Here is a 21,186-nt window from a genome sequence, read left to right as displayed (position 1 = left end):
CTTAACTATTAAGCACTATTGAGCCCCTCCGTACCACGGGCGCCAGCCATCTATGGCGTGTGGCTCCCGATGGGTGGTCGGACGGGTGGATTTCGGCAAAAATACGCCCTACTGGAGCATGTAATCACACCACTATATAAAGTCACATTGACGATATTCGGGGCAACTACCGCTCGCTTTGGATGTCTTATTTAACGATTACGGTAAGCACTCCACAGCTGCCATATAGTCAAAAGCGCCAAGCAGGCAGAAATCGCTACGATGACCCACATGTGTTGAACGGCTACGAAAATGGTAAAGCCGATGACTATAAGAAGGCGCAGCCACATAAACGGGATCATTTGGCGGGTGTTCATAGGCTCGTCCTTATTAGTCCTTCTTGAAGGAAATGCGAAGATTGACCTCGCCCTTTTCCTCGACCTTTGCTGCCAACATTTCCGGGGTTTCTACGCCATAATCAAGGCGGTTAATTGGAACGGTGCCGCCGATGACGATGTTATCCCCGTCGCGGAGAACGTCAAAGTCTTGGGAAATCTCGTGTGTCTCATCCTTGATGGTCAAGTCACCGGTGAGCTTTACCGTGCCAATGGTGCCGTCATCTGGGACGTCGGCAAGCGAAGCGGGTTTGGTGAGCTTAAAGGAAGACTCCGGGAAAAGTTGCGTCTCAAAGAGTTTGGACTTCATGTTTTGGTCGCGGACCTTTTTATCCGTAGACAACTCATCCATATCCACGGTGACCGTCGCGGTTTTGAGGGTGGAATCAGAAATTTCTGCCTGACCGGTCACCTCGGTGGTCGAACCAGATGTGGTGGTCTTTTCTGCAGGTAGAATCTCATTGAAGGTAAAACCAACCGAGGTATGATTATCAGCACGCCCCTTGGCTACCTGCCAGGATCCATCTAGTTCCGTAGACGCGGCCTTAGCTCCATCGGCGGAAATAGGCTCTGTTTTTACACCGGCGCCCTTGAGAAGCGAATACACCATAGGGCCAATGGCCACGGCGGTGAGCAATACAATGAGCACCACAAAGATGGTGATGACGAGCTTGCGGTTATAAAAAAGCTTTTTCATCTTCTATCGAAGTCCTTCTAGGCGTCGGGCCAGGGCAACAAGCTCTTCGCACAAACCGGCAAGCTCCTGCGCACTAGCGCCTTCCTCCGCGGCGGTATTGATATCTTCTGCGGAACAACGTAGTTCAAAAAGTCCGTCGCGCAAACTTTCTGCCTTCTCCGGAGTAAGGATCACAGCGTTAGCGGGAATTCCCGTGCCACTAACATTATTTCTTTGCTCATACGCGCGCTGTTTGCACGAGGCGCTGCAGAATTTACGTGGCCGCCCTCTACCGCCTTGATCAATGTCCTTCCCACACCATTGGCAGGAACCGACGTTGCGTTCACGACTAGCTGTACGGATCACCCGATACATTTTAGTGCATTTTAGGCGGGCTGGGAACAAAGACGCGAGGGTGTTCGTTATAATAAGTAGCTCTTAGGCGAAGTTTTGCTTCGCACTCAATCAGGGATCTCTTTGAAAAGGATGATGTTGCATGGCAGATCGCGTACTCCGTGGCAGCCGTATGGGCGCAGTCAGCTACGAAACCGACCGCGACCACGACCTCGCACCACGCCAAATGGTGAAGTACCGCACCGAAGACGGCGAGATTTATGAGGTGCCTTTTGCGGATGATGCTGAAATCCCTGAGGAATGGATGTGCAAAAACGGCAAGCTAGGCCACCTTGTAGAAGGTGAAGGCGTTGAGTCTAAGCCGGCTAAGCCGCCACGTACCCACTGGGATATGCTGCGTGAGCGCCGCTCCATTGAGGAGTTGGACGAGCTCCTAGAAGAGCGCATTAACCACCTGCGCTCCCGCCGCCGTTCCGCAGCCCGCCTGCTAAAGGAGCAGCAGGAACAGCAGCAAAAGAACTCATAAGGTTCTGCGGCAGCTAAAGGCCCGTACCTCCTTAGGTTTACTAAGAAACGGTACGGGCCTTTAGCGTTGAAGCATGGGCTACTTCTTCAACTGTGCAATCTGGTGCTTTGCTAGGTGAGCAATTTCCCCGGCGAAGTCAGATGCCCAGCCGGCGCTCTTGCGGGCCTGCACGCCTAGATCGTGAATGGAGCCATCCTTGACTTCACGATTGACCAGCTTGGATACGGCGTCGCCGAAATCCTGCAGCTGCTCCGTGCGGTGGGCAACGCCCCACTTGGTTACCTCTAGCAGGGAATCTTTCACGAAGGAACCATCAAGCTTGGACTCGCCGTATTCGCGCTCGGTGAAGGTAATAGGAACCTCGCGGACATCGAAGCCGGCCTTAACCGCGCGGAAAGCCAGATCCACCTGGAAGATATAGCCCGCCTTGGATAGCTCGTCGAAATCAATGGATTCGAGGAGTTCGCGGCGGAAGGCACGATAACCGGCGGTCATATCGGACAGGCCAGCGCCCAGCGCCACGGAGATGTAGATATTACCCAAGCGGGAAAGGTACTCGCGAGAAGCCGGCCAGTTGACGGTCTCGCCGCCCGGAATATAGCGGGAGCCGATCACTAGGTCCGCACCCTTGTCTACCTCTTCTAGCAGCAAGTGGAGCTGTTCCGGCGCGTGGGAGCCATCTGCATCCATCTCGCACAGTACCTGGTAATCACGCTCCAAGCCCCACTCAAAGCCAGCGATATAGGCGCCTAGCAGGCCACCCTTGCCTTCGCGGTGGAGAACGTGGATATGGTCATCCTGCGCTGCGAACTCATCGGCCTTGTCGCCGGTGCCATCGGGCGAGTTATCGTCCACGATGAGGATATGCACCTCTGGGACCGCCGCGCGGACGCGTCCAGTAATGAGAGGGAGGTTTTCGATCTCGTTATAGGTCGGGATGATGACCAAGGTCGAGGCTTCAAGCGTGCTCACAGTGTTTATGCTCCTACGTATGTATCTGTGCCGGAGCGGCGCGGGGTGCGTCGCAGGCGGTTTGTGCGCAAAGCTACCAGTGCGCAGACTGTTCCAATAATAACCATGAGCCATTGCAGGGGCGAACCAAACCTAACGGAAAAGGTCTCGCCGCTACGCAAAGGCAATTGCTCCACGAGAGCGGCCGGCGTGAAAATTTCCGTGGACTGGCTGACGCGGCCATCGGGGTGAACAATGGCAGATACTCCAGAGGTCGCCGCCACCACCACGGCACGGTCTGTTTCCATCGCACGCAGCCGGCTCATGGCCAATTGCTGGTAAGTCATATCCGAGTAGCCAAAGGTGGCGTTATTGGTTGGCGTAGTCAGTAATTGTGCGCCATTTTTGACCGATTCTCTAAAGGCGTTGTCGAAAGAGACTTCGTAACACGTTGCCACGCCTACCGGCACGCCCGCCATGGAAACCACACCTGGACCATCGCCGGGTTTGAAGTCCCCGGCAAAATCCACGTAGTCAGAAAATTTGGCAAAGAAATCCCGCATCGGCATGGTCTCACCGAAAGGCTGCAGGTACTTCTTATAGTGGTGGTCCCCTACCGCGTGGCCAGGGGCAAAGACCTGCATTGTATTGCGGGCGCCCACGTCATCGCGCGTAGCGGTGCCAACCAGAACGGGGGCATCAATCGCATCAACGGCACCACTGATTGCCGCGGCTGCCCTACCGTCATGGAAAGGATTGATATCGGATGAGTTTTCAGGCCAGATGACGAGGTCGATGTCCTTGTCGCGCGCGGCCAGCTTCTTCGTTTCAGCCACATGATTATTGAGAACCGCTTGCCGCTGCCCAGCAAAATCTAGGCCCATGCGAGGCACGTTTCCTTGAATGGCAGCAACCTTTGCTTCACCGACAATGGAGTCGTCGCGGTTGATGCTCAAGCCCGCTACCGTCGCGGTCGCAAGGGGAAGAATAACTGTCACCAGTGCGACGGCCTTGGCCTTCCACCCGCGTTGAATCACCAAGGCGGCGATTCCGCAGCCACACAGTACTGTGGCGACGGTGATAAGCGAGGTGCCACCCCACGGCGCTAGCTTGGCTAGCGGCCCGTCGATTTGCCCCCAAGCCAGTTTGACCCAGGAAAAACCACCGAAAGGTAGAGAAGAACGCAGCACCTCCACCGCGAGGTAGACGAACGGGAAAGCAATAAAACCGTACTTCCACCGTGCCACCGCAGCGCCGCCAAAGCCCAATAGGATGGCGTAAACCGCAAGCCATACTGCCAACGCAATATACGGCCCGCTTCCCACCAATTCACCGATCCAGGGCAAGGTGAGAAGATAGAGCACGAGTGAATGCGCTACCGCGAGTAGTGCGCCCAGACGGGCGGAGACGTGCCTAGTTCCCCAAGGCATCAAACTCACATAGAGCAAGCCCATACCTACTACTGCGGCCCACCACCAGCCGCGGGGCTCAATGGCGGCATAAGTAAGCAGACCAGAAAGGCCCGCCACTAAAAGGCGGGCAAGGATAGGCAACACTAGCTCTTGCCGCCCTTGGTCTCGCCACCGGCAGGGCCAAAGTCATCCGGATCTAGGTTTTCAGTCCACCGGCGAATCTCTTCCTCATCCAAGACCTCATGTGGGCCAGCGTCCTGAGTACTCGGGTGCCCGCTGTGTGCGGCTTGTCCGCGGCCGAAGGAGACAAAATCGCCATACGTGTCATGCTGCTGCGCCATCGGGGTTGCCTCGTAGATCTTGACACCCATATTCTCGATCTTGCGGTACAAAGACGCTGCCATAACTGTGCGGATGATTGCACGGGTGGGCGATAAAATAAGTAGGGCGCCGAGAATCGTGGTTAGGAAGCCAGGCAAGGAGAGCAACATGCCGCCTACCAAGGTAAGACCTACGTTGCTGGCAGTCTTGCCCATATTGCCGCCGCGGACAACGTAAGTGCCGTCTCCTGTGCGTTCGACCTGCTTTCCCATCAAGCGCCGGACTTCAATGCCGGCGATGGACATTCCGAAAAACATGGTGACAAAGAGCGCGATTAGCGCCCAACCTACACCGATCCATGTGGATACAGCCCAGAAAGTCAGGGTTTCTGCGACCATGTAGAGAGCAAAATAGAAAAACGGCATGGCCTCAGTTTAACGAGGCAGACTGAAAATGCGCTGGCAACACTCGTGAACTATGCTGCAGCTGCGGCAGGTTAAACTGGTGCGCATGTTTACTCCTGCGCTTTTCGACGACCCTCAGTACGGCACGTGCACCCGCATCCACGTTGCCGGCGGCAGCACCCACGCCCCAGATTGGGTAACTTTGGCAGAATGCGCCAGTGATTGCGCGGATGGATTTGTGTACATCGACCGGTTTTCTGCCATCGAGCTGCGCGGAATTACGGATGCGGAGGCGCTTAAGCGGCGGCTCCAGGGCCTGCATCTACATGCCGCCACGGTGCCGGTGCTGGCCTCACCCCTATCGGCAGCGGCCAAGCAGGCGGCCCAAGATATTGCGGCTGAATTGGGTGCGATAGAAGGCGGGCCAGGTCTTGCAGTCATCGCGGAAGAGGATAGCTTGCCCGCGGGTGCCGCTGGTGTGAGTTTAAACATCGACAAGGATGGTTCTTTGCACCTTGGGCGCTCCCCGCTTGTCGACGCCCCTACTGCCCCACTTACCCCACACGCCGCCGCCCGTCATTATGAGGAAGCACTCCAGCGCGCGGAGGCCGAGGAACACACAAGCTCCGCCCTGGCAGAACCCGGCCCCATTGGCTGGCTGGATGAGCATCTGCCTGCGGGCATCGTTGATCTGGGCGCAGGCGTTCATAAAGGCGCAATTCCAGCCGAGTTTGCACAGCTCATTGGGCAGCTGGAGGTAGACATCACCGTCACCCCGTGGGGTGGATTAGTCTTTCACAATATCGCTGAGGGCGATGCCGAGGTGGTTCTGCGCGTACTCGCCCCGCGTGGATTCATCTTCGACATCAACTCCCCACTGCTTCGCGCACAGCAGCAGGATCGCAGACTCTAGCGTGGCATGTGACGCCAGATTGGGCGCGGCACGAGGCGAATGATCCACGCTAGGGCCTGTAGAGCTCTGGGGATCCAGATGGTGCGCGAACGCGGTCTACCGCGCCGTGCATCGTGGTCTATGCAGCTGACCACGGCCTCGGCCACATCCTCTGGACGCACCGAAAGCGGCGCCGGTTTCATTCCTTCTGTCATGCTGCCAATCACGAAGCCGGGGCGTGCGGTAATGAGTCCTAGCCGACTGCCGTGCAGCTTATCGGCCAAACCTTGACAGAAGGCGTCAAGACCAGCCTTGGTAGAACCGTAGACGTAATTCGCTCGACGGGCCCTCCACCCTGCGATCGAGGAAAACGCGATGATGTGGCCGCGCTGCATGCGCTCAGAAACTAAGGTGAGCAGGGAAATCTGCGCCGCGTAATCAATCGTGGCGATGTCGACCGCGTGGGAAGCATCGCGTTCCGCTCGCTCCTGGTCACCCAGGATGCCAAAGGCTACAACCGCAATCTCCAGAGGTCCTGCTAGCTCTATCGCGCGATCGACAACTCCAGCATGGGACGGAAAATCTGCGGCGTCGAAATCAAGCAAGTGCACGCTGCGCGCGCCCGCCGCCCGCAACTGCTGTTCTCTACCGTCCATTCCGTGGGTGCCACGAGCAGCGAGCACAATGTCCTTACCGGGAGCCACCCGCCGAGCTATTTCGCCGCCGATATCACTGCGACCGCCAAGTATTAATACGCCAGCCATTTAACGGACTTCACGCGGAGCTAGGTTGAGGGACTCGTAGCCATCGCTAGTAAGCACCACGATATCCTCCAAGCGCATGCCCCACTTGCCTTCCACGTAGATGCCCGGCTCAATGGAAAAGGCCATGCCTTCTTCCAATGTGAGGTCATTGCCTTCCATAATGAACGGCTCTTCGTGCGTAGATAGACCAATGCCATGTCCGGTGCGGTGGACAAAGTTGTCGCCCCAGCCGGCTGCAGCGATCGCCTTGCGGGTGATGGCATCGATCTCGGCGGCGGTGCTGCCGGGGTGGGCTGCGGCGCGGGCGGCTGCTTGGGCGTCGGCAAGCACGGCATGAGCATCCTGAAAGTCCTGCGGTGCCTTGGAAACGTCCCCGCCGACCACGTAGGTGCGGGTGCAATCGGAGTGGTAACCAGAAGGCAAAGTGCCGCCGATATCGACGACGACTGGCTCGCCCTCCGCTAACACACGGTCCGAGAAACTATGGTGCGGGTTGGCGCCGTTCGGACCCGAGCCGACAATCACGAAATCGATAACTATGTGCTCTTGCAAGATGAGCTCTTCCAATTTCTGAGCCACCTCCGCCTCGGTGCGGCCCGGCTGGAGGAGTTTTGGCACCTGTGCGTGGACCGCATCGATGGCCTGGCCAGCCTTGCGCAGCTCAGCAATCTCAGCTTCATCCTTGCGGGTAAAAAGCTCCGCCAGCGCGTAGGTAGCCAACTGATAATTAGCGTGTGGGATCAGATCCTGAAAACGCAGGACGTGATCTGCAGTCAGCGACTGCCCCAGGGCCACGTTGTTTAGAGCAGCGCCTGCACCATCTAGTGCTAGCTCATAGGGATTATCGCCGTCGTTCCAACCCCGCAGCTCTACATCCAGCTCTCCTACCGGAGCGGCCTTGATATCGGTGATATCGGTATTAGGCGCTGCGATCCAGGCCTTGCCTTGCTGCGGCACGACCAAAACGGTAAGGCGCTCGTGCGAGGAAACCCAAGAGCCAGTGAGATAGGCAAAGTCTGGACCCGTACCGATGAGGAGCAGATCGATGTCCTTGTCCTTAGCGGCCTGTTGCGCGGCCTGCAGGCGCTGGGCGTAGACATCAGCGGAAAAAGTTTGAGTAACAGTCATATCCCAAAGTCTACTCGCCCAAGCCGCGGCCTCTAGGCGCCAATGGCTACCACACCGCGCTGAATGGCATCGATAGCCCGACGGGCATTGCGCTGAATCTCGCCGTCATAGCCGGTCTTCGCCACCTGCTGCAGGAGGTCAATGACCTGCCGGCACCAGCGGACAAAATCACCGGGGGTAAGTTCGGCGCCGGCTTCATTAGCGGCAGCCATGCAATAGCCCAAGGGGGCACCGGCTGCCCATTGGTGGACGGCCAGGGCGAAACCAGCCTCCGGCTCACGAGTGGGCGGCAGACGGTGGCGCTGCTCATCGGCGGTGAGTTCGGTATAAACGCGCCACGTGCCATTCATGGCATCGGCCATGCGCTCGGTAGCTGCTTCCGGCTGCCCACTGGTAGCCTTGCGGTTTTCGAAACAGCACAATGAAGCAACGCCGGCAAGCTCGGCAGGATCCAGCTCATCCCAAATCCCGCGCTTCAAGCACTGTGCCACCAGCAGATCGGATTCGCTGTGGATTTTGGCTAAGCGTTCTCCTTCCTCTGTAATTACTGGCGTGCGTTCGGAGCCCACCCCAGTAAATTCGACGTAATCCATCTCAGCCAAGAGGTCCACAATGCGCTCAAAGGTGCGGCCCAAAGTATCTGTAGCCTTATTTACCTTGGACTGGAGCTTGTCTCGGTCACGCTCGCGCCGCGCGAGCTTTTGTGCCAAGCCCGCCAGCTGCTCGCGATCAGTAGCCGGCCACTCGTGCGCGGGATGAGCGCGTAGCTGATCGCGCAACTGCCCTACCCGCTTATTGGGCCGAGTACGGGGCTGCGACTTCATTCGCTTGGGGCGGTCGAAGTGCTCTCGGTGCAAGACATCCTGCACATAACGGGTATTGCGCCGCGGATTCTTGCGTACCGGCTTGGGGATTTTAATGCGCCCCACCTGAATGGGAGGATTATTGATCCCGGCGGCGTCGATCCGACCAGACCACCCAGATTCCGTGGTAATCCACGGGCGGGGATCAGCGGTCTGGTTAGCGGGCGTGACAACCGCAGCGAGAATAGGGCGCTTCTTGCCGGGCATGGCGATAACATCACCTAGCTGCAGACGCCCCAGAACCGCAATAACCTCTTGGTTGCGTTGGTTAGCGCTATCGATTTTGGACTGCTTTTCTTCAGCGCTGAGTTCGCGGCGCAGGCGGACGTAGTCCATCAGTACCTCGGCGGGATCTTCCCCGTCTTTGGCAGGAGGTGCTAGCGACGCCACGGCATCATCCAGCTGGCTGCGCAGCTCGCGTACTCGATGTTCCGCGCGCTCAATTTCACGGGTTTCTTCCACCACCGAGCCATCGGCTTGGAACTGGGCAAAAGACTTTTCCAGCAAACGAAGAGAGTCTTCGAACCCAAGCATGCCCAGCAAGTTGATCGCCATATTGTAGCCCGGCGCAAAGGTGGAAATGAGAGGATAGGTACGGGTAGAAGCAAGGCCAGCTACTTGACGCGGATCCATTGCGGGGGCCCATTGCACGACTGCATTGCCCAAGGTATCGATGCCGCGACGACCCGCGCGGCCAGTTAGCTGCGTGTACTGGCCCGGGGTGAGATCAACGTGGGCCTCACCATTGAACTTGATGAGTTTTTCTAGCACCACGGTGCGAGCCGGCATATTGATGCCGAGAGCCAGGGTTTCGGTAGCGAAGACGGCGCGGACGAGGCCGCGTACGAAGAGATCTTCCACGATGTGCCGGAAGGCCGGCAGCATACCTGCATGGTGTGCCGCAAAGCCTCGGGAAAGGGCTTCGCGCCAGCGCTTGAAGTCTAGGACCTGGAGGTCTTCTTCGGGGATACCTTCTACACCAGCATCGACGATTTCTTTGATCTGCTGCGCTTCTTCTTGGGAGGTAAGCACCATGCGGCTGCGCAGGCATTGATACAGTGCGCCATCGCAGCCAGCGCGGGAGAAAATGAAGGTAATGGCCGGCAGCATGTCTTGGGACTGGAGTACTTTGAGCACCTCGGGGCGGCCCAAGGGGCGATAGCGATCCTGCTGGCGAGAAGCGCCGGAGCGTCCCCTTCCCTTTCCGCGGAATTCACTACGCCCGCCGCCCTTGTGGCGGGCGCGGGCGCGAAAGCCCTTGCCGGATTTATAGTCTGCGCGACCGTCGTCGGTATCGCCGGCCTCAAGGCGCTGGATTCTACGCTCCAGCTCGGTGTTGACTTGTCCGCCGGATTCGGGTTCGAAAAGCGGATAAATCTTACGTCCCAGCATCATCCACTGGTCGAGCGGAACTGGGCGGTGTTCGGAAACGATGACGGTGGTATCGCCACGCACAGTGGAAAGCCAATCGCCGAATTCTTCCGAATTGGACACTGTGGCAGATAGACCAATGATGGAGACATGATCTGCCAGGTTGAGGATTACCTCTTCCCACACTGCGCCGCGCGAAGCATCGGCCAAAAAGTGGATCTCATCCATGACCACATGGGTAAGGCGATCTAGTGCTGCGGATTCTGCGTAGATCATATTGCGCAGCACCTCGGTGGTCATAACGACGATCTCTGCATCAGAGTTGATTGATACATCACCGGTGAGCAGGCCGACGGCTTCCTCACCATGTTCCTCAACCAAGTCGTGATACTTCTGGTTGCTCAACGCCTTAATCGGCGTTGTGTAAAAGCATTTGGTTCCCCGGCTCAATGCTAGCGACACCGCAAACTCGCCCACGATGGTCTTGCCGGCGCCGGTCGGCGCGCACACCAGGACGCCGTGCCCATCTTCCACGGCTTGGCAGCCCTTAACCTGGAACTCATCCAAGGGGTATGGCAGGGCTGCAGAAAAAGAATCTAGATGAGTTTCAGTCATGACTCCCCAGGCTACCCGTGCCTAGAGGACATCGTCGAAAAAGCCGCCGCTGTTCGACGAAGTCCCGTTGCTGCCGGTGGTCCACGTCTGCGGCTGCTGTTGCTGTGCCTCCTGGACTGGTTGAGAAACCTGCTGAGAAGGAGCGGGCGAAGGGTGTACCTGGGTTGGCGCCGCGACGGGTGTAGGCCCGCCGACCGCTCCTGGTCCTGCGCCGAGCGGTGAGGCAGACTCATCGTCGAGGTCCATCCACTCAGGGCGCTGGCGTTGCATGCGCTTATCGTGGAGGCGACAGAACTGGAATGCAATCTCAATAAGAAGAATGAGGGATCCAGCCAAAACCACCATCGAGAAGGGATCCTGGCCCGGGGTGACAAAGGCGGCAAAAATCATCACGACGACAATAATGATCCGCCGCTTGTCCTTGACATGCTCATATTCCAGCACGCCAATAAGATTGAGCGACACAATTAGCAGGGGAATTTCAAAGCTGATGCCGAATATCAGCAGCAATGCCAAAAGGAAGTAGAAATAGCGTTCACCTGTCAGCGCTGCTGTTTGGTACTCTTCACCGATGCCCATGAGAAATTCCAGCCCAACGGACAGGATGAAATACGCGAGCACGGCGCCAGCAACGAATAGTCCCACTGCGGCAGAGACGAAACTCAAGGTGTAGCGACGCTCATTTTTATGGAGGCCAGGGACTACGAAGGCCCAAATCTGATATAGCCACACCGGCGAGGACAATACGGTGCCCGCCAGAGCGCCTACCTTCAAGCGCAGCAGGAGCATTTCAAAAGGGCTGGTGGCCAAAAGACGGCATTCGCCATCCGCACTGAAAGAGGCGCGCTTGTCTGCTGGCAGCGCACAATAGGGCTCGCGGAGGATCTCACCCAGCGGGGAGATACCGAACGGTGCGCGTTGGTACCAGATAAAGCCAATGATGGCGCCGACGACCACCGCTAAAACGGCGATGATGACGCGGCGGCGAAGCTCCTGCAGGTGCTCCACCAAGGTCATCTCCCCGGTAGGGTTCTTCTGCTTGCGCGAAAAACGCAGCTTCCCCTTCACGTTCTTGCTTGCCTTCGGGGCAGAAACAGGTTGTGACTGTGGCGACATCAGTATGGCTCTTTCAAACGCAAAGAAGCGAACACTTCCCTGCTGCGCGGATTACGAGAGTGTATCCACGCGCTGCAGAGGTGTTCGCGCAACGACGGGCTGGGGGCGTTTACTGCTGAGGGTTGGTGTTGCTCTGCTGGCCCGGCTGCATGTCCGGTCGATTCCAGAATTCCTCGTCGGACTGCTGCTTCTGGTTCAGCTGTGCCTGCGCCTGGGAACGCTGGGTATCCTCGGACTGCATCTCATTAACCTCAGATTTGAAGATGCGCATGGAACGGCCCATGGAACGTGCCAGATCCGGCAGCTTCTTTGCACCGAATAGCAAGACGATAACGAGAACGATTAGGCCGATTTCCATAGGTCCTAGGCTCATGGAGAAACCTCTTTCAACTAGTGCGCCAGCATGCCGAGCAGCGGTACTGCCGGAAAATCTTCCAGCGGGCGGGCGCAGTTAACGGGCAAGTAACTGGCTATTGAGTATAGCCGCTCAAAGCGGCATTTCCTCGCTCCGCAATGAGCTTAACCACGGATTGAGGAGCAACTACTCGCAACCTATCAGCTTGACCCAAGGCAAAACGAATCAGCCAGTCCACTGATCCCACAGGCATCGTCGCAGCTACTTCCCCATTTCCTAGGTCTTCGCCCAGCCGCATATCGTAATACTCAGCCAGCCACGTGAATTCTTGGTTAATTGCTAGTTTCACGGTGTCCCCATTGCCCAAATTAAAGGGTGAAACGGCATCGAAATCGAGGTCTTTTAAGTGCGGCTGCGACTGCTCTTCTTCCATGTGAGCGGTCCTTATACGGTCGATCCGGAAGGTGCGATGGGCTTGCTTAGCTTCTTCCCATGCCGCTAGATAAGGCTCAGAATCAACGATGAAGATGCGGGCTGGGTCCACCAGCCTCTCGGATTCTGCATTAGATGAAGCACTCCAGTAGCGCAGCCTCACTCGCTTTCGTTCATTGACCGCTTGAGTCAAAAGCGCTTGGATATCCGTCTCTTCAGGGGCCGGAGTAGACAGCGAATCATAGATTGCTGCCGTCTTTTCATCCATGATGCCGCGTAGTTTAGCAGCGGCGGATTCGACAGCCTGGGCGTCAATGAGCCCCGGCATTGCCTGCAGTGACTCCAAGGTAAGGAGCAAGGCGCCGGCCTCGGTGGGAGTAAGACGCAACGCTTGGCTTAGGCCTTGATCATTGTAAATGGTTACCCCGTCGCGGTAGCTGAAGCTGAGATCAATGAGATCTTCAGTATTGCGGCCCGTGCCGGAACAAAATAGACGATCGAGGGCCTCCTTCAGCTCACCGGGCTCCATTCCCAAATCCGTAGCCGCTTCCATCGGCGTCTTGTCGGGGTGATTTTTAAAGTAAGGAATCAGGTTCAAAGAGCGCACGAGCGCCTGGAGCTTTTGCGATGCATCGGCCATATCTAGCGTCCTTCCTGCCGTTGCGCGGCGGCGCGCAGAAGAGAAATGACCTCCTGGCGCACCCCGGCAGGTTCGACCACCTGTACCTCTGGCGCGTACCCGGCCGCTGTGCGCACGAGCCAATCCTTATCCACGTTGCGCAGCATTACCGTGCCATCAGGCTGCTTCTCGCCCGCATCCATTAACTCCTGTGCCTTTCCCACCGGAATAATAAGCCGCGCGTCTACCTTTTCTCCGCGCTGCAATGCGCGCTCTACCAAGACCTGCAAGGTCTCTGTTGGCACGGTGTGTTCTGCAGGATGATGTGAGCGTTTGATATCGGAGACGCGAAGCGCACGAAAGACACGTGGGGCGCCGCGGTCCACATCGAAACCCACGATGTAAATGTGGCTATCACGGTTGACCACTCCCCAAGGATCCATCACGCGGCGTACTGGCTTAGCGGCCGGGTTTGCGCGGTAGGAAAAAGTAATGCGCAGTCGGTTGCGCACCGCAGCGAGGACAGAGGTAATAACTTCCGGGGCAAGGCGGGTGATGTCATTGACCGCTGTGTACACCGGCGCGCCGGAAAGGTTGCGCGAGGCGCCGCTGGCGGCAATCTTGGTCCACCCAGATAAAGAGAAATCGCTTAAGCCTCCCGTGGTACCCATTCCCCCTGCTATGCCTAAAACCATGGCCTCTTCCGGAGAAAATTCCACCGACGGTAGCTGGTAACTACTCGCGTCAAGACGGTAGCGCGCGCCATCCTCACCACCGGAATGCACAATGGGCACCCCAGCACGTTGGAGGGTCGCTATATCGCGCGCCAAGGACTTGGCAAAAGCCTCGCCCGACTTATCGCCGTACCCGGCAACGTGGCGACGAATCCATGCAGCGCTGCGATCAGGGCTACCGCCGGAGTTTGCCGCGCCTTGTAGCGCGAAGGAGAGGTTGGTGAGCCGTTCTACCGCCTCATCATGTCGTTTGGGCGTGGGGTTGTGTGCTGCCACGTGCTGTGTTGTCTCCCTGATATGACTCTATGGTGGGTCTAGCTGTGGTGTGAACGCATATAGTCTAGCAATGCATCGACTCGTTCATCGTGGGCAATGAAGGGATCCAAAAGTTCCTCGGTTCGCGGTTCGGGCCGATTGACTTTCAGCCGCGTCCAATCAACGGTGACATTGGCGTCACAGTTACGCGCGGTAGCCAAGAACTGGCCGCGCAGCGCAGCGCGCGTGGTCGCCGGCGCTGTGTCCATCGCGCGTTCAATATCAGAATCCTCAATCCAGCGATCGATAAGACCTTTGCGCAGCAGTACATGGTAGAGCCCGCGTCCAGGACGGATATCGTGATACGTCATATCAATCTGGGCCAGCTTAGGGTGGTCCCACTGCCCACCGAGCCGCGCACGGTAGCGCTCAAGCAGGGCGAGTTTAATGACCCAGTCGATTTCCCTGTCCACTTCGGAAAAATCTTGGGTCTCAATGGCACGCAAGGTGCGCTGCCAGAGATCAACCACGCGTCGCATTTCGGAGGTAGGGGTACCAGCGTCTTCCCTTTCTTCCAGCCATTGGCTTGCGCGCATACAGAGCTGCTGTTGCACCTCCAGCGCGGTAACGGAGCCACCTCCGGCAAGCGGCAGTTCGGTCAAACCCGTCATATCGCGCGCGATGGCGCGGATATGGTGAATCGGCTTTTCGATATCAAATTCCGGCAGCTCAAAACCCGCTTCCAGCATTTCCAAGATAAGCAGCGTTGAGCCTACTTTCAGCGCCATAGTGGGCTCGGCCATATTGGAATCTCCTACAATGACGTGCATCCGGCGGAAACGTTTGGAATCGCCATGCGGCTCATCGCGGGTATTAATGATGGGACGCGAACGGGTGGTGGCAGAAGATACGCCTTCCCACACCTGGTCCGCACGCTGCGAAAGCAGAAACTGGGCGGGCTTATCGCCCTTAGCGGGTTGGATCATGCCAGCGCCACAAATGAGCTGGCGGGTGATAAGAAACGGCAAAAGCGCGAGCCCCAAATCCTTGAGCACCATGTGGCGGCCAATGAGATAGTTTTCATGGCAGCCGAAGGAGTTGCCAGCCGAGTCCACGTTGTTTTTAAAAAGGTACACCGCACGCGGGTGGCCCGTGGCGGCGAAGGCTTGCTCTGCTTGCTCGCCGAGCCGGTTGACAATGGCATCGCCCGCGCATTCATAGGCTAAAAGCTGGCTCAAGCTATCACACTCGGCGGTGGCTACCTCGGGGTGGGAACCGACATCGAGGTAGAGGCGGCTGGCATTGGTTGAAAAAATATTGGAGGAGGAATGCTCCTGGACGATGGGCCGGAAAAGCACGCGCGCTACCTCATCGGGGCTCAGAGTCCGTTCCTTCGAGCCCGCGCTGGTAGTTAGGCCATATTCTGTTTCAATGCCCATGATGCGTCGGGCAAAGATAGGGCGCTGGTCAGTCACCCTTACTGCCCGCCCTTTTGGACATAGGAGCGCACGAATTCCTCGGCGTTATTTTCTAGTAGCCCGTCGATCTCATCGAGGAGTTCATCGGTGCCGGTGGTATTGATGCTGAGCTGCGTGGAGGTAAACTCCTCGTCGCCAGCGGAGTCATCGCCGCCATTACCGCCGGTGACCTGAGACTGGTGAGTGGACATAGGTGGGAAATCCTTTCTGTGGATCCTGCTGGATCCTGCTTTAATTCGTGGTTTTTAATTACGGTACTCGGGGTGGAACCCGCTGTCAGTGAGTCCTTGGAGAAGATCCTCGACCGTGTCGGCGGCGTCAATCATCTCTCCACATTCAGCCTGAGTGAGACCAGTGGCGATATCCATGGGAACTGTGGCCCACGGTGCGGCGGTGCCCTCCCCTACTTGTACGGTGAGGCTTTGCCAGCTTGCGGCAATGATATCCTCGCCGAATTTCTGCGTTACTCGGCCGCGGAAATAAGCGCGGGTGTCCTCCGGCGGACAGCTGCAAGCACGCTCAATTTCGGCGGCGCTAAAAAGCTGCCGCATCTGGCCTTTGCGCACTAGAGCGTGGTGAAGCGATTTGGCCGGGTCAATCTCCGCGTATTGCAGGTCTATGAGCCGCAGCTTGGGGTCGTCTGGATTGACGCCGCGGTCAAGATAGCCCTTAATCAGGCGATACTTTGCCACCCAGTCCAGCAGGTGTGCGGCCTGCATCGGGTCTTTATCCAGTAGCGCAACTACCTCGTCCCAGGCCGCGAGGACCTTGTGATCGGTGGGTGTGCGTGGGGTGACGCGTGCGCGATATTCGGCAAGGAGCTCTAGAGCGGTGAGCTGGCGGGCGTCGGCAAGCGTGAGCCGATGCTGAAGCCTAAGATCGCGGCTCACGCGTGGGACTTCCGCCACAGCATCCTGCAGGCGGAGGTCGCTGAAGTCCACGCCCTCTTCGATGGCATCGAGCACCAGAGAGGTCATCCCCAGTTTGAGCAATGTAGACGTCTGCGACATATTCGCGTCCCCAATGATGACGTGGAGGCGGCCGAAGTCAGCATGGACTGCATGCGGCTCATCGCGGGTATTGATAATGCCGCGATTGAGGGTGGTCTCCAGCGAGATTTCTTGCTCAATATAATCAGCGCGTTGGGAGATCTGGAAACCTGGCTCCTCACCAAACTCCCCCAGTCCCATGCGTCCAGCGCCGATGACTACCTGGCGAGCAACGAAGAAAGGGATGAGGGCCTGCGCCATGGTGTCGAAGTCCGTTTCACGGGAGTACTGATAGTTCTCATGAGAGCCATAAGATGCGCCTTTTCCATCTACGTTATTTTTATAGAAACGCAGGGCCGGACAGGGCTCATGGTTGGCAAGGACGGACTTTCCTTGCGCGCTCAGCCCCGCCACGGCCGCAGCCGCTTGCAGGAGCGTAGCATCCCCTGCGGCGTCATAAAGCGTGGCGTCGCAGGCATTAGTGCATTCCGGCGCGGAATACTCTGGGTGCGCATGGTCGACATAAAAGCGCGCGCCATTAGCCGTGACCACATTGGCTACTCCAATGGCATTCGGGTCGACAACGGGCACCGTCTGGTAACGCTTGAGATCAAAACCGCGAGAATCGCGCAGCGGGTGTTCCTCGGCAAAATCCCAGCGTGACCGAGCCCCTGTGTGCATCGCGGCATAAGCTACTACCGCGTGAGTGGAAGAAATAATAGGTGAGTACTCCGGCAGCTCCGGGGTTGCAATTCCGTACTCGGTTTCGGTACCTACAATGCGGCTCATGCGCTCCTCCTTGTGGTCAATAACTCCACCCGTTCCACGCGGGCACCCGAATGGTCTTGGGAAATGATCTTGGTCCATTCCTCCGGGTTGGTGGAGGTAGGAACATATTCTGATTCGGCGCGCTCGGCAGCGATGGCATCGAGCAAGTGCTGCTTGGCGATGCCCTCGTGGTCTCCGCCTGCCGCCTGCTCGCTGCCTGCGCGCAACCGGAGAGCGTCCTTGATAGCCAGCTTTTTGGCCCGCGAGAGGATATTGGCAATCATTGCGCCGGAGACAAAGTCGCGGTAATGCAATATTTCGCGTTCCCCGCTGGAAAAGTGCAGCTGTACGAAGGGGCGATCGGCATAAAGCTCATCCACCGCGGCGCTAATGAGTTCGTCCAACGCGCCCTGGTGCGGGACGGATTCGGTGAAGTGCCGAGCGAAAATCTCTCGGGCCCCCTGTTTATTCGGCCGGTTGACCCGGATCTTGATATCAAGCCGGCCGGGGCGCATGATGGCGGGATCGATGAGTTCTTCGCGGTTGGTAGCGCCAATGACGATCACATTGGACAGGCTCTCAACTCCATCGAGTTCCGTGAGCAGCTGGGGAACAACCGTGGTTTCCATATCGGAGGACACACCCGAGCCACGAGTGCGGAAGATCGATTCCATCTCATCGAAGAAGATGACCACTGGCCGGTCAGCGCTGAGCTGGGCCAATTCGCGGGCCCGCTCAAAAATGAGGCGGATGCGGCGTTCCGTCTCCCCCACATACTTATTGAGCAGCTCTGGGCCCTTGATGTTGAGGAAGTAGCTCGTGCCCTCGCTGCCTAATTGCTGGGCTAAAGAGTGGGCTACTGCCTTGGCAATAAGCGTCTTACCGCACCCTGGCGGGCCATACAGGAGCACGCCCTTAGGCGGCTGTAGCTCGAATTGGTGATAGAGGTCGGGTTGGATAAACGGTAGCTCTACGGAATCGCGGATCTGGGAAATCTGCTCGTCTAGGCCGCCGATATCCTCATAGCGCACATCCGGGACCTCTTCCAAAGAAAGCTGGGAGACCTCCGTTTTCTCCACCTTTTCCAGCGCGATTGCAGCTTTGGGATCCACGAGTACTACCTCGCCTGCAGACACCCGGGTATCCTCGCGCAGTGCTTGGGCTAGCAGCACTACCTTTTCCTCACCAGAGGAATTTGCCACTATCAGGCGGTCTTGGCTGAGGCGCTCCACCACCGTTGCTAGCTCGCCTGTACGCTCAGGCGGGCACCCTTCCACGACCACGAAGCCATCGCCCAAGCGAACCTGCTGGCCGGCCGAGAGACTGCCTGGTTCCACGTTAGGCGAGACCTTAAGCTGCATAATGCGGCCATTGGTATAGACCTCCGCGGTGGTTCCCACCTCGCTGTGGTTCGGCGAATAACCTAGAAAAACACCGTAGGTCGATGCCGGCTCAGCCAGCGCGTTGAGCTCGGCAAAAAGCTGCTCCAGCTTCACGCGCGATTCTTTTAATAAGCCCGCCAACTTCTGATTGCGGGCGGCAAGCTGGCTGACCTGCCGCTTATAGTCCGTGGCTTCATCCATGCCCACTACTCTAACGCGGCGCGGGCAGCGAGAGAGGGCACTTCCGCTTTAAATTCTGGGCGTTAAAGCGGCCCTACTTCCGGGCACGGCGCTGCGGGCGTGGTGGGGTGACACCATCGGCCAGGCGGCGAGTCCAGATGAGGAAGGCGGTGTGCGCATTCATGCGGTGCTCTGGGCGGGTAGCTAGGCCTTCGACCTTCCATTCACGCACCAGCGATTCCCATGCCTTGGGCTCAGTGAAGCACTTGAGTTCACGAATGCCTTCCATGACCTTCATTAGCTGTGGCACCGTTGCCACGTAGGTCATACACACGCCACCTGGGATGAGGAGATCGCGCACGGTCTCCAAGTGTTCCCATGGTTCGAGCATGTCGAGGATAACGCGGTCTACCGGCCCACCCAGGTCTGCAGCGGTAACGTCTGCCAGATCACCAAGGCGCGGCGACCACCACTCCGGCTGCTCGCCAAAGTATTCCTTCACGTTATCCACCGCATACTCAAGGTGATCATCGCGCACCTCATAGGAATACACATGGCCTTCTGGGCCGACGGCACGCAGCAAAGACATGGATAGCGCACCGGAACCGGCACCGGCCTCGAGCACGCGCGCGCCCATGAAAATATCGCCTTCTACCAAGATCTGTGCCGCATCCTTGGGGTAAATCACCGCGGCACCGCGCGGCATGGACAGGACGTGGTCCACCATCAGGTGGCGGAAAAGTAGGAAGGAGGAGCCAAGGGTGGACTCAATAACCGAACCCTCATCCATGCCCACGATGTCATCGTGGTTAATTATGCCCTTGTGGGAGTGGAACTGGCCTCCTTCATCAAGGATGACCGTGTAGTGGCGCCGCTTGGCGTCGGTAAGCTGCACGCGGTCGCCATAGGCAAAGGGGCCGGAATAAGCCATGTCTCAAGACTCCTCGAGGTTGCGATTACTATCCCACTAAGTATGCCTCAAGCGCTTGTGCAAGCCATACTTGGTCCCGCTCGCCCACCATTTCACGCGCCGAGTGCATCGACAGCATGGGCACGCCCACATCCACGGTGTCGATGCCCAAACGGGTTGCGGTGATGGGACCGATGGTCGATCCGCACGGCACGTCATTATTGCCCACAAAGCGCTGCACCGGCACGCCAGCCTTGTCGCACGCTGCTTCCCACAACGCCACTGTGATGGCATCGGAGGCATAGCGCTGGTTGCCGTTAATCTTGGTCACTGGGCCCTTGCCGATTATCGGGTGGTGCGTGGGATCGTGCTTGCCCACGTAATTGGGATGCACCGAATGTGCCGCATCGGCCGAGACACAACTCGAGCGGGAAAACATCTGGAAGCGTTCCTCCTCGTTAGCTCCCAGTGCCCGGGCCGTTCGAGTAATGGCGTCCGCCAGAATAGGCCCGCCCGCACCGTAGCGGGAGCTGGAACCTACCTCTTCGTGGTCAAAGGCCATCATGACCAAAATGTCCTTGCCCTGATAGTCCTTGGCAGCATTCTTCATCGCCGCCAAGGAGGCATGTACAGAAGAAAGATTATCCATGCGTCCGGCTGCAATGAACTGCTCTCCTGCCCCAAAGACCTCACCGCGGGCGGCATCGGCTGTAATCAGGTTGAAGGATGCAATATCCTGCTTGCCGACGCCCGCCTTCTCCCCCACTACCTGCAAGATCGATGCCTCTGGGTCACCGACGCTTAAGACAGGCTGCATATTGTGCTGTCGGTCTGGTTTGAACTCATCCTTGCGGTACAGGTGGATGGCCAAAGACGGCAGGCGCAGGACAGGGCCAGTATTTACCACATGCCGCGTGCCGTCCTTAGTCACAATCTGGCCAGCGACGGTCAACTCTCGGTCAAACCAGGTATGCAGTAGAGCCCCGCCGTAGACCTCTACTGCTACTTGCTGCCAGTCCGCCGCCGAAAAGTCCGGCGTGGGTTTGAGCACCAGGCCCGGCGAGTCCGTATGTGACCCCACGATGCGGAAACCAGAAGTCTTATCCGCCCCCTGTGGTACATACCAGGCCGCTACCGCGCCACCGCGCACCATCACGTGGCCACCTGGTGCGGCCGACCATTCCTCGCTCTCATCCTGTAGATCAAATCCCACCTCGCGCAATTGGCGGGATACCTCCTCCGCAGCGTGATAAGAGGAAGGAGAAGCGGCGATGAAATCGAGGAAATCTTCGGTATAACTCATACCTCCTAGCTTGC

21 protein-coding genes are annotated in these 21,186 nt (G+C 57.8%); 2 read left to right on the top strand and 19 right to left on the bottom strand.

The window, feature by feature from the left end:
• Positions 1 to 191: 191 nt before the first annotated feature.
• The 3 genes from MHK05_RS08255 to MHK05_RS08245 are packed head-to-tail and all read right to left on the bottom strand — an operon-like array spanning position 192 to position 1,425.
• The gene (locus MHK05_RS08255; RefSeq protein ID WP_023021569.1) at positions 192 to 356 is read right to left on the bottom strand and encodes a hypothetical protein; all 165 of its coding nucleotides are present in this window, start codon (positions 354 to 356) and stop codon (positions 192 to 194) included.
• A gap of 13 nt (positions 357 to 369) precedes the next feature.
• On the bottom strand, positions 370 to 1,071 hold the full coding sequence (locus MHK05_RS08250; protein WP_239206041.1) for a YceI family protein: 702 nt from the start codon (positions 1,069 to 1,071) through the stop codon (positions 370 to 372).
• A gap of 3 nt (positions 1,072 to 1,074) precedes the next feature.
• Positions 1,075 to 1,425 carry a hypothetical protein gene (locus tag MHK05_RS08245; RefSeq protein ID WP_239206039.1) on the bottom strand — a complete coding sequence of 117 codons (351 nt, stop codon included), beginning with the start codon at positions 1,423 to 1,425 and terminating at the stop codon, positions 1,075 to 1,077.
• Between the two features lie 121 nt (positions 1,426 to 1,546).
• Here MHK05_RS08245 and MHK05_RS08240 point away from each other — a divergent pair, with 121 nt between their 5' ends.
• Positions 1,547 to 1,930 (top strand): RNA polymerase-binding protein RbpA, encoded by a 384-nt coding sequence (locus MHK05_RS08240; RefSeq protein ID WP_023021567.1) that lies wholly within the window; start codon positions 1,547 to 1,549, stop codon positions 1,928 to 1,930.
• A 78-nt stretch (positions 1,931 to 2,008) separates the two neighbouring features.
• On the opposite strand, the gene MHK05_RS08235 is transcribed toward MHK05_RS08240, so the two are convergent.
• The 3 genes from MHK05_RS08235 to MHK05_RS08225 are packed head-to-tail and all read right to left on the bottom strand — an operon-like array spanning position 2,009 to position 5,039.
• Positions 2,009 to 2,902 (bottom strand): polyprenol monophosphomannose synthase, encoded by an 894-nt coding sequence (locus tag MHK05_RS08235; protein ID WP_239206037.1) that lies wholly within the window; start codon positions 2,900 to 2,902, stop codon positions 2,009 to 2,011.
• Between the two features lie 5 nt (positions 2,903 to 2,907).
• Entirely contained in the window at positions 2,908 to 4,437 is a 1,530-nt protein-coding gene (gene lnt / locus MHK05_RS08230; protein ID WP_239206035.1) for an apolipoprotein N-acyltransferase, read from the bottom strand.
• A complete protein-coding gene (locus tag MHK05_RS08225; RefSeq protein WP_239206033.1) occupies positions 4,437 to 5,039 on the bottom strand; it encodes an FxsA family protein in 603 nt (200 codons plus the stop codon). Before MHK05_RS08225 ends, lnt begins: the two co-directional genes overlap by 1 nt.
• A gap of 85 nt (positions 5,040 to 5,124) precedes the next feature.
• On the opposite strand from MHK05_RS08225, the gene MHK05_RS08220 reads away from it, so the two are divergent.
• Positions 5,125 to 5,931: a precorrin-3B synthase gene (locus MHK05_RS08220; protein ID WP_239206031.1), complete on the top strand. Its 807-nt coding sequence runs from the start codon at positions 5,125 to 5,127 to the stop codon at positions 5,929 to 5,931.
• On the opposite strand, the gene MHK05_RS08215 is transcribed toward MHK05_RS08220, so the two are convergent.
• The 13 genes from MHK05_RS08215 to MHK05_RS08155 all read right to left on the bottom strand — a co-directional run bounded on the left by MHK05_RS08215 (position 5,928) and on the right by MHK05_RS08155 (position 21,172).
• Positions 5,928 to 6,674 carry an SDR family oxidoreductase gene (locus tag MHK05_RS08215; protein ID WP_239206029.1) on the bottom strand — a complete coding sequence of 249 codons (747 nt, stop codon included), beginning with the start codon at positions 6,672 to 6,674 and terminating at the stop codon, positions 5,928 to 5,930. The genes MHK05_RS08220 and MHK05_RS08215 overlap by 4 nt on opposite strands.
• Entirely contained in the window at positions 6,675 to 7,802 is a 1,128-nt protein-coding gene (locus MHK05_RS08210) for a M24 family metallopeptidase (protein WP_239206027.1), read from the bottom strand. It lies immediately after the preceding gene.
• A 32-nt stretch (positions 7,803 to 7,834) separates the two neighbouring features.
• Complete coding sequence (locus MHK05_RS08205) at positions 7,835 to 10,651, bottom strand: DEAD/DEAH box helicase (protein ID WP_239206025.1); 2,817 nt, start codon at positions 10,649 to 10,651, stop codon at positions 7,835 to 7,837.
• 21 nt (positions 10,652 to 10,672) lie between these two features.
• Positions 10,673 to 11,767 (bottom strand): twin-arginine translocase subunit TatC, encoded by a 1,095-nt coding sequence (gene tatC, locus MHK05_RS08200; RefSeq protein ID WP_239206023.1) that lies wholly within the window; start codon positions 11,765 to 11,767, stop codon positions 10,673 to 10,675.
• Between the two features lie 109 nt (positions 11,768 to 11,876).
• Positions 11,877 to 12,140 carry a Sec-independent protein translocase subunit TatA gene (tatA, locus tag MHK05_RS08195; RefSeq protein WP_239206021.1) on the bottom strand — a complete coding sequence of 88 codons (264 nt, stop codon included), beginning with the start codon at positions 12,138 to 12,140 and terminating at the stop codon, positions 11,877 to 11,879.
• A gap of 97 nt (positions 12,141 to 12,237) precedes the next feature.
• Entirely contained in the window at positions 12,238 to 13,194 is a 957-nt protein-coding gene (locus tag MHK05_RS08190) for a helix-turn-helix transcriptional regulator (protein ID WP_239206019.1), read from the bottom strand.
• Positions 13,195 to 13,196: 2 nt separating this feature from the next.
• Positions 13,197 to 14,183, bottom strand: a complete 987-nt coding sequence (locus tag MHK05_RS08185; RefSeq protein ID WP_239206017.1) for a helix-turn-helix transcriptional regulator — start codon at positions 14,181 to 14,183, stop codon at positions 13,197 to 13,199.
• Positions 14,184 to 14,221: 38 nt separating this feature from the next.
• Entirely contained in the window at positions 14,222 to 15,601 is a 1,380-nt protein-coding gene (gene pafA, locus MHK05_RS08180; protein WP_239206107.1) for a Pup--protein ligase, read from the bottom strand.
• A gap of 38 nt (positions 15,602 to 15,639) precedes the next feature.
• Complete coding sequence (locus MHK05_RS08175; RefSeq protein WP_005324778.1) at positions 15,640 to 15,831, bottom strand: ubiquitin-like protein Pup; 192 nt, start codon at positions 15,829 to 15,831, stop codon at positions 15,640 to 15,642.
• A gap of 54 nt (positions 15,832 to 15,885) precedes the next feature.
• On the bottom strand, positions 15,886 to 17,418 hold the full coding sequence (gene dop / locus MHK05_RS08170; RefSeq protein WP_239206015.1) for a depupylase/deamidase Dop: 1,533 nt from the start codon (positions 17,416 to 17,418) through the stop codon (positions 15,886 to 15,888).
• On the bottom strand, positions 17,415 to 18,980 hold the full coding sequence (arc, locus tag MHK05_RS08165) for a proteasome ATPase (protein WP_239206013.1): 1,566 nt from the start codon (positions 18,978 to 18,980) through the stop codon (positions 17,415 to 17,417). The genes dop and arc overlap by 4 nt, the downstream gene beginning before the upstream one ends.
• A gap of 73 nt (positions 18,981 to 19,053) precedes the next feature.
• Positions 19,054 to 19,890: a tRNA (adenine-N1)-methyltransferase gene (locus MHK05_RS08160; protein WP_239206011.1), complete on the bottom strand. Its 837-nt coding sequence runs from the start codon at positions 19,888 to 19,890 to the stop codon at positions 19,054 to 19,056.
• A 28-nt stretch (positions 19,891 to 19,918) separates the two neighbouring features.
• Positions 19,919 to 21,172 carry a M18 family aminopeptidase gene (locus MHK05_RS08155; RefSeq protein ID WP_239206009.1) on the bottom strand — a complete coding sequence of 418 codons (1,254 nt, stop codon included), beginning with the start codon at positions 21,170 to 21,172 and terminating at the stop codon, positions 19,919 to 19,921.
• Positions 21,173 to 21,186 lie beyond the last annotated feature (14 nt).

Origin of the sequence: Corynebacterium nasorum (genome assembly GCF_022347325.1) — a bacterium.
Classification (GTDB): Bacteria; Actinomycetota; Actinomycetes; order Mycobacteriales; family Mycobacteriaceae; genus Corynebacterium; species Corynebacterium kefirresidentii.
This window is presented reverse-complemented; position numbering and strand designations above follow the sequence as displayed.

Excerpts from the sequence above, each read along its gene's own strand:
- dop (WP_239206015.1), bottom strand. The coding sequence starts at position 17,418 with ATGAGCCGCATTGTAGGTACCGAAACCGAGTACGGAATTGCAACCCCG.
- pafA (WP_239206107.1), bottom strand. The coding sequence starts at position 15,601 with ATGGGCATTGAAACAGAATATGGCCTAACTACCAGCGCGGGCTCGAAG.
- arc (WP_239206013.1), bottom strand. The coding sequence starts at position 18,980 with ATGGATGAAGCCACGGACTATAAGCGGCAGGTCAGCCAGCTTGCCGCC.
- MHK05_RS08190 (WP_239206019.1), bottom strand. The coding sequence starts at position 13,194 with ATGGCCGATGCATCGCAAAAGCTCCAGGCGCTCGTGCGCTCTTTGAAC.
- MHK05_RS08160 (WP_239206011.1), bottom strand. The coding sequence starts at position 19,890 with ATGGCTTATTCCGGCCCCTTTGCCTATGGCGACCGCGTGCAGCTTACC.
- MHK05_RS08215 (WP_239206029.1), bottom strand. The coding sequence starts at position 6,674 with ATGGCTGGCGTATTAATACTTGGCGGTCGCAGTGATATCGGCGGCGAA.
- MHK05_RS08240 (WP_023021567.1), top strand. The coding sequence starts at position 1,547 with ATGGCAGATCGCGTACTCCGTGGCAGCCGTATGGGCGCAGTCAGCTAC.
- MHK05_RS08175 (WP_005324778.1), bottom strand. The coding sequence starts at position 15,831 with ATGTCCACTCACCAGTCTCAGGTCACCGGCGGTAATGGCGGCGATGAC.
- MHK05_RS08245 (WP_239206039.1), bottom strand. The coding sequence starts at position 1,425 with ATGTATCGGGTGATCCGTACAGCTAGTCGTGAACGCAACGTCGGTTCC.
- tatC (WP_239206023.1), bottom strand. The coding sequence starts at position 11,767 with ATGTCGCCACAGTCACAACCTGTTTCTGCCCCGAAGGCAAGCAAGAAC.
- MHK05_RS08225 (WP_239206033.1), bottom strand. The coding sequence starts at position 5,039 with ATGCCGTTTTTCTATTTTGCTCTCTACATGGTCGCAGAAACCCTGACT.
- MHK05_RS08210 (WP_239206027.1), bottom strand. The coding sequence starts at position 7,802 with ATGACTGTTACTCAAACTTTTTCCGCTGATGTCTACGCCCAGCGCCTG.
- MHK05_RS08250 (WP_239206041.1), bottom strand. The coding sequence starts at position 1,071 with ATGAAAAAGCTTTTTTATAACCGCAAGCTCGTCATCACCATCTTTGTG.
- tatA (WP_239206021.1), bottom strand. The coding sequence starts at position 12,140 with ATGAGCCTAGGACCTATGGAAATCGGCCTAATCGTTCTCGTTATCGTC.
- MHK05_RS08155 (WP_239206009.1), bottom strand. The coding sequence starts at position 21,172 with ATGAGTTATACCGAAGATTTCCTCGATTTCATCGCCGCTTCTCCTTCC.
- MHK05_RS08255 (WP_023021569.1), bottom strand. The coding sequence starts at position 356 with ATGAACACCCGCCAAATGATCCCGTTTATGTGGCTGCGCCTTCTTATA.
- MHK05_RS08205 (WP_239206025.1), bottom strand. The coding sequence starts at position 10,651 with ATGACTGAAACTCATCTAGATTCTTTTTCTGCAGCCCTGCCATACCCC.
- MHK05_RS08220 (WP_239206031.1), top strand. The coding sequence starts at position 5,125 with ATGTTTACTCCTGCGCTTTTCGACGACCCTCAGTACGGCACGTGCACC.